A 7,782-nucleotide genomic window follows, 5' to 3' on the forward strand; every position below is an offset into this window, starting at 1 on the left:
TGCGCCCCGGCCGCCGCGGACGGCCGCCGGTGCGGCCGGCGCCGGATCAGAGCAGACCGAGCAGACCGCCGGTGCCGAGGCCGCCGCCGCAGCCGCCGAGGCCGTAGCCGCCGTAGCCGTACCCGCCGCCGTGGCCGTAGCCGCCGCCGTGGCCGCACCCGCAGGTGCCGTCGTGCTTGCCGTGGCGGTCACCGCGGTGCTTGCCGTCGCGCTTGCCGTCATGCTTGCCGTCGTGCTTGCCGTCGTGCTTGCCGTCGTGCTTGCCGTGGCCGCGGTCGGGGGTGTGCGCGGCGTTCCCGGCCGGGGCGGCGGGGGCGGCGACGGCGGTGCCGGCGCCCGCGACAACGGCCCCGGCGGCCAGGCAGGCCGCCGCGGTGCCGAGCGCGGCGCGGCGCATCAGGCTCATTCGCATGTGCCGTTTCTCCTTCTGTCAGGTTGGATACGGGATGTCCGTTCCGTCCTCAGGAGTTGACGTCCAGCGGCTCCGGCAATCATGACCGGCACCGACCGGGTGATCGGATGGTCACACATATGACAGGACAGCTGATGACGACCGAGAAGGAAGCCGGCCCGCTCACCCCCGCCGGGATGCGGGCGGCGGCATGGCTGATCGACTGCCTGGGCGGTTCCTGGCCGCCGACCCGCCCGGCGGCCGGCGACCCGACCGCCGGCCGGCTGGCCGAAGGGCTGGAACAGCGGAGGCTGTCCCGCGGCACGGTGGCGTTCCGGCAGGGCCGGATGCCGGACGGGGTGTGGATCGTGCGCAGCGGCACACTGGAACTGGTCGCCGGCTCGGGACCGGACCGGGTGGTGATCGGCGTGCTGACGTCGTGCGGGGTGGCCGGAGACGCCCCGCTGCTGCTCGGCAGCCCGGCCGGGTACACGGCGCGGGCGCTGACCGACGTCCAGGCCGGATTCCTGCCCGCGGAGGCCTTCCTGGCCATGCTGGACAGCAGCCCGGCGCTGACCCGGCTGTGGCTGCGCAGCCTGGCCCGGCAGCACACCCGGACCCAGGAGGTCCTGGCACAGACCCTCAACTGCAGCGCGGAGCGGCGGGTCGCCGGGCTGCTGCTGCGCGAGGCGCACGGCGCCACGGTGCGCTGCTCCCAGACCACCCTGGCGGGCATGCTGGGGCTGCGCCGCCCGACGCTCAACCGGGTGCTGAAGACGTTCGAACGTGAGGGCCTGCTGCGCGTCGGCTACCGGCGGGTGGAACTCCTCGACACCGCGGGGCTGACCCGGCTGGCCGGCGGGAAAAGGCGCCGTATCCGGAACGGCCGGCGCTAGCGGTTCCGGCGGCGGTCACGGCGGACGGCGATCGCCCTCCTCCCGGAGGGAGGAGGGTTTCTCCCCGCGGACGGCGCCGTACCGGAATCACTGCCCCGCGGGTGCGGCGGCATTCCCCGTCCGGGCGATGCTCACCGCATCTCCACGAATGAATGGGCGGGCCGCCCCCCGGCCGCCCGCCCATCCGAAATGCCGCGCCCTCAGGCGGACATCAGGAGGGACCGCGCCCGGGCAGATGGGCGGCGTACTCGGTGAGCTTCTGCCGGAAGCCGCGGGCCACGATTCCGGTGTTCTCCGGATCGTGCATCATCGCCTTGGCCGCCTTCTTGCCTTGCTCGGTCTTGATGTGCGGCGGAATCGGGGCGATCTCCGGGTCCACCACGAATTCCAGCACCACCGGCTCCCTGGCGGACAGCGCCTCCTCCCACGCCTTGCCCACCTTCCGCGGCTCGTCGCAGCGGATGCCGCGCAGCCCCAGCAGTTCGGCGAACGCCGCGTAGGGCACATCCGGGATGTCCTGCGAACCGGGGAATTTCGGGTCGCCGGCCATCGCACGCTGCTCCCAGGTCACCTGATTGAGATCCCGGTTGTTGAAGACGCAGAACACGAACGGGGCCCTGCCGGACAGCCGCTTGAGGTAGCGCTTGATGGTGATCATCTCGTTCATGCCGTTCATCTGGAAGGCACCGTCCCCGACGAAGGCGATCACCGGCCGGTCCGGGTGGGCGAAGCGGGCGGCGATGGCGTACGGCACCCCCGGTCCCATGGTGGCCAGGGTGCCGGACAGGGACGCCTGCATGCCGTCGTGCAGGTCCACGTGGCGGGCCCACCAGTTGGTTCCGGAGCCGGAGTCCGCGGTCAGGATCGCCCGTTCGGGCAGCCGGCCGGAGAGCTCCGCCGCCACCGCCTGCGGGTTGATCACGCCGCCGAAGTGCTGCGCGGCCCGCTTGGCGCACAGGTCCTTCCACTCGCGCACGTCCTTCTCCACGGACTTGCGCCAGCCGCGGTCCTTCTTGCGGCGCAGCAGCGGCAGCAGGGCACGCAGGGTCTCCCGGGAGTCGCCCACCAGGTGGGCCTCCATGGGGTAGCGCACCCCGATCATCCGGCCGTCGATGTTGATCTCCACGCCCCGGGCCTGGCCCTCCTTGGGCAGCCATTCGGAGTACGGGAAGCTGCTGCCGATCATCAGCAGGGTGTCGCAGCCGCGCATCATGTTGTCGCTGGCCTTGCTGCCCAGCAGGCCGACCGGGCCGGTGACGAAGGGCAGGTCGTCCGGGAGCACGGCCCGGCCGAGCAGCGCCTTGGCCACCCCGGCGCCCAGCGTCTCGGCGGTCTCGATGACCTCGCCCTCGGCATCGGCCGCGCCCTGCCCGATCAGGATGGCGACCTTCTCGCCCTCGTTGAGCACCCGGGCCGCCTTGCGCAGCTCGTCCTCGTCGGGCAGCACCCGGGGGCGGCTCCAGCCGACGCTGGAGTAGACCGCCCCGTGCATCCGGGGCGGGGAGGGCTGGGCCTCTTCCTCCTGGACGTCCTCGGGGATGATGATCGTGGCCACGCCACGGCTGGTCAGTGCGTTCTTGAAGGCCCGGTCCACCACGTGCCGCGCCTGCGCCGGGTGCATCACCACCTGGCAGTATTCGGAGACGTCCGCGAACAGCCGGTCCAGGTGCACCTCCTGCTGGTAGGCGGAGCCCAGGCAGAGGCGCTTCTGCTGCCCGACCACCGCGACCAGCGGCTGCCGGTCCAGCTTGGCGTCGTAGAGCCCGTTCAGCAGATGGATCGCGCCCGGTCCGGAGGTGGCGATGCAGCAGCCCGGCTCGCCGGTGAACTTGGCGTGGCCGCAGGCCATGAAGGCGGCCATCTCCTCGTGCCGCGCCTGGATGAACTCCGGGTCACCGGAGGCCCGGTCGAAGGCACCGAGGAAACCGTTGATGCCGTCCCCCGGATAGCCGTACACCCGGTGCACCCCCCATTGGCGCAGGCGGTCGAGCACGAAGTCGGCGACCTGACTCATGGCGTGTTCTCTCCTCGCTCCGGAAGTGTCGGGAACCGGACACGGGTAGCCGACACCGGCCGCGGCAAACTCGCCCATGCGACGGAATCCGGACGGGACCGGGCCACCGGAGCCCGTACCGGAGCCGGAGAGAGACGGAGCCGGAGACGGAGGCGGATCAGGGGCGGGACGGCGGCTCAGGCGATCCGGTGGCGGTCGGCCGCGCCGGACGGCGCCAGGGTCAGGCCGTGCCCCGGCCGGCCGCGGTCCGGGCGGAGCACGCCGCCCGGCCCGGGCTCCAGCACCCCCTCGAACAGCATCCGCTCGATGCGCACATGGTCGTGGAAATACTCCAGATGGCGCAGGTGCCACACGGCGGCGCAGGCGTGCGCGCTGAGCTGCGGGGCGCAGTGCGCCGACAGGTCGATGCAGCGGGCGTCGCACAGCGCGGCCACCCGCAGGAAGCCGGTGAAGCCGCCGCACCGGGTGACGTCCGCCTGCAGGCAGTCCACCGCCCCGGCGTCCAGCATCCGCTGGAAGCAGGGGAGGTTCCAGCCGTACTCGCCGGCCGCGATGTCCATGCCGCCCGGGCCCCGGTCGCGCAGCAGCCGCAGCCCCTCCAGGTCCTCGGAACTGACCGGTTCCTCCAGCCAGGTGACATCGGCGTCCGGCTCCCGCAGCCGCTCCGCCCAGTACAGGGCCTGCTTGCGGTTCCAGCCGCCGTTGGCGTCCGCGTACAGGGCCGGCTCCGGCCCGATGGCCGTGCGGGCGGCCCGCACCCGCGCCGGATCGGTGTCCGGGTCCCGGCCCACCTTCAGCTTCACCCGCGGGATGCCGGCCGCCACCCAGCCGGCCAGCTGCTCGGCGGTGCCCGCGGGGGAGAGCGTGGTGAAGCCGCCGCTGCCGTAGACGGGGACCGCGTCGTGCACCGCGTTCAGCAGGGTGACCAGCGGCACGCCCAGCAGCCGGGCCTTGAGGTCCCACAGCGCGCAGTCCACGGCCGAGACCGCGGTGGCCGCCACCCCCGGCTGCCCCAGGTTGCGGCAGGCCCGGAGCATGGCGTCGTACAGCCGGCCGGGCCGCAGCGCGTCCCCACCGGTCACCACGGAGGCCAGCTCACCGTCGATCAGGGTGGCGGCGGACCGGTCGCCGTAGGTCCAGCCGGTGCCGGTGCGCCCGCCGGCGTCGATCTCGGCCAGCACCACGGTGGTGCTGTCCCAGGCCAGGGTGGCGTCCGACTCGGGTTCCTCGGTCGGGATCCGCCAGACCAGGGTGCGCACCCGCTCGACCGGTGCCTCGGCGGGGGCGGTGGTGATCAGTGAGGTGTCCGTCATCCGCGGGCGGGTACCCGGCGCGGCGCTGCGAAATCCCGTCCCGCGCGTCCGGAGGAGAAGCCGTATGGCAGGCAGGACCCGTTACCGCACCGTGCCCGCCCGCACCGAGCCCCGGCTCCCGGGCGGTATGTCCGCCACCGAGCGGATCAATGTGCGGGGTCTTCAGGACCGGCTGCGCCGCCATGTGAGCGGGGAGGTGCGGTTCGACGACGGTTCACGCGCCCTGTACGCGACCGACGCCTCCAACTTCCGTCAGGAGCCGATCGGCGTGGTCGTCCCGCGCACCCTGGACGACGTGGTCGCCACCGTGGAGGCCTGCCGGGCCTACCGGGCGCCGCTGGTGTCCCGCGGCTGCGGCACCAGCCTCTCCGGCGAGACGGTCAACTTCGCCGTGGTGATGGACTTCTCCAAGTACCTGGACGACACCCCGGAGATCGACCCGGAGCGGCGCACCGCGCGCTGCCTGCCCGGCGTGGTCTGCGACGGGCTGAAGTCCGCCGCCGCCGCACACGGCCTGACCTGGGGCCCGGACCCCTCCACACACGCCTACTGCACCATCGGCGGGATGCTCGGCAACAACTCCTGCGGCATCCACTCGGTGATGTCGGAGTTCTACGGGGGCGGCCCGCGCACCTCGGACAACGTCGAGTCGCTGGAGGTGCTCACCTACGACGGGCTGCGGATGACCGTCGGCCCCACCAGCGAGGCCGAACTGGCGCGGATCATCGCCGAGGGCGGCCGGCGCGGCGAGATCTACCGGGGCCTGCGGGATCTGCGGGACAGGTACGCCGGCCTGATCCGCGCCCGGATGCCGCGCATCCCCCGCCGCGTCTCCGGCTACAACCTGGACGAGCTGCTGCCCGAGAACGGCTTCAACGTGGCCCGGGCCCTGGTCGGCACCGAGGGCACCTGCGTCACCGTGCTGGGCGCCACCCTGAGCCTGATGCCCGACCCGCCCGCCCGCACCACCGTTGCCCTGGGCTACCCGGACATCGCCACCGCCGCCGACGAGAGCCAACGGGTGATGCGGCACCGGCCGCTGAGCTGCGAGGCGCTGGACGACCTGCTGATCGAGGACGAGCGGCAGTCGCAGATGCACCTGAAGGAGCTCGAACTGCTGCCCCGCGGCAGCGGCTGGCTGCTGGTGGAGCTCGGCGGCGACACCTCCGAGGAGGCCGACCGGCGCGCCCGGCGGATGCTGGACGACCTGCGCGGCGGCGGCACCCCGCCGCTGGACGCCCGGATCTACGACGACCCCGGGCAGGCCAGGAGCATGTGGCAGATCCGCGAGGCCGGGCTCGGCGCCACCGCCTTCCCCCCGCAGGGCGGCGACCACTGGCCGGGCTGGGAGGACTCCGCGGTGCCGCCCGAGCGGATCGGCGACTACCTGCGCGACCTGAAGCGCCTCTACGCCCGGCACGGGCGGCGCGGCGCGGTCTACGGCCACATCGGGCAGGGCTGCGTGCACACCCGGATCGACTTCGACCTCTACACCGCCGAGGGGGTCGCCACCTACCGCCGGTTCCTCCAGGACGCCGCCGGACTGGTCGCCTCCTACGGCGGCTCCCTCTCCGGCGAGCACGGCGACGGCCAGCAGCGCGCCGAACTGCTGCCCCGCATGTACGGCGAGGAACTGGTCGAGGCGTTCCGGGAGTTCAAGCGCATCTGGGACCCGGAGTGGAGGATGAACCCGGGCAAGGTGGTGGACCCCTTCCCGGTCGACGCGGACCTGCGGCTCGGACCCGACTGGAACCCGCTGCCGGTGCGGACCCACTTCGGCTACCCGGACGACGGGGGCAGCCTGGCGCATGCCGCGGTCCGCTGCGTGGGCGTCGGCCGGTGCCGCGAGACCGGGAAGGAGGGCACCATGTGCCCGAGCTTCCAGGTGCTGCGCGAGGAGAAGCACACCACCCGGGGCCGGGCCCGGCTGTTCTTCGAGATGCTGCGCGGCGGCATCGCCGACGGCGGCACCCGCGACAAGGACCTGTTCGACGCGCTGGACCTGTGCCTGTCGTGCAAGGGCTGCACCCACGACTGCCCGGTCAACGTGGACATCCCCACCCTGAAGGCCGAGTTCCTGTCCCACTACTACGCGCGGCGGCTGCGCCCGCGCTCCGCCTACGCCATGGGCTGGATCATGTACGCCGCCCGGGCGGCCTCGCTGGTGCCCTCGGTGGCCAACTTCGCCGGCCGGGCGCCGCTGCTGTCCCGGGCGGTGAAGCTGGCCGGCGGCGTGGCCCCGCAACGGCAGGTGCCGGCCTTCGCCGCCGTCACCTTCCGCCGCTGGTTCGCACGGCACCGCCCGGCCAACCCCGGCGGTCCGCCGGTGCTGCTCTACCCGGACACCTTCACCGACCACTTCTCCCCCGGCACCGCCATCGCCGCGGTGCGGGTGCTGGAGGACGCCGGCTTCCGGGTGCGGCTGCCGGACGGCTGGGTGTGCTGCGGGCGCCCGCTGTACGACTACGGCTTCCTCGGCATGGCCGGACGCTTCCTGCGGCGGAATCTGGAGGTGCTGCGGCCCGCGATGGAGGAGGGCGTGCCGGTGATCGGCCTGGAGCCGAGCTGCCTGGCGACCTTCCGCGACGAGCTGGGGAAGCTGATGCCCGGCGATCCGGCGGCCCGGCGGCTGGCGTCGCTGGTCCAGGACCTGGGCACGTTCCTCACCGAGCACGCCGACGGCTGGGAGCCGCCGCGGCTGTCCGGCCGGGCGCTGGTGCACGGCCACTGCCACCACAAGAACACCCCGGGCGGCATGGACCACGAATTCGGGCTGCTGGACCGCACCGGCCTGGAGTACGAGGTGCCCGACCCCGGGTGCTGCGGCATGGCCGGGTCCTTCGGCTTCGAGCACGGGGAGCGGTACGAGCTGTCGGTGGACGTGGGCGAGCAGGCGCTGCTGCCCGCGGTCCGGGACGCGGACCCCGGGACGCTGCTCATCGCCGACGGCTTCAGCTGCCAGCAGCAGATCATGCAGACCACCGACCGCCGCGCCCTGCACCTGGCCGAGGTGCTGGCGCTTGCCCTGGACCGGCCGGACGGCGGGGCGGACGGCGGGGCGGACGGCGCCGGGGACGAGGGCTTCGGCCCGTATCCGGAGCGGCTCGCCGGCACCGGCCCGGCCTCCCCCTGGCGCGGCGCCGCCCTGACCGCGGCGGCCGTGGCGGG

Annotated in this window: 5 protein-coding genes; 2 read left to right on the forward strand and 3 right to left on the reverse strand. The window is 73.5% G+C overall.

Going from position 1 to position 7,782, the window contains the following annotated elements; translation table 11 throughout:
• Window positions 1–46: 46 nt before the first annotated feature.
• Complete coding sequence (locus tag GQS09_RS28770; RefSeq protein ID WP_207958278.1) at window positions 47–412, reverse strand: hypothetical protein; 366 nt, start codon at window positions 410–412, stop codon at window positions 47–49.
• Between the two features lie 134 nt (window positions 413–546).
• On the opposite strand from GQS09_RS28770, the gene GQS09_RS25400 reads away from it, so the two are divergent.
• Complete coding sequence (locus GQS09_RS25400; protein ID WP_165989898.1) at window positions 547–1,287, forward strand: Crp/Fnr family transcriptional regulator; 741 nt, start codon at window positions 547–549, stop codon at window positions 1,285–1,287.
• 211 nt (window positions 1,288–1,498) lie between these two features.
• On the opposite strand, the gene GQS09_RS25405 is transcribed toward GQS09_RS25400, so the two are convergent.
• Entirely contained in the window at window positions 1,499–3,301 is a 1,803-nt protein-coding gene (locus GQS09_RS25405; RefSeq protein ID WP_165989899.1) for a thiamine pyrophosphate-requiring protein, read from the reverse strand.
• Between the two features lie 176 nt (window positions 3,302–3,477).
• A complete protein-coding gene (locus tag GQS09_RS25410; protein WP_165989900.1) occupies window positions 3,478–4,614 on the reverse strand; it encodes an enolase C-terminal domain-like protein in 1,137 nt (378 codons plus the stop codon).
• A gap of 64 nt (window positions 4,615–4,678) precedes the next feature.
• Here GQS09_RS25410 and GQS09_RS25415 point away from each other — a divergent pair.
• A partial coding sequence (locus GQS09_RS25415; protein WP_165989901.1) for an FAD-binding and (Fe-S)-binding domain-containing protein occupies window positions 4,679–7,782 on the forward strand: 3,104 nt, incomplete at its 3' end.

The sequence above is a fragment of the Streptomyces sp. YIM 98790 genome (assembly GCF_011421595.1).
GTDB lineage: Bacteria > Actinomycetota > Actinomycetes > Streptomycetales > Streptomycetaceae > Streptomyces.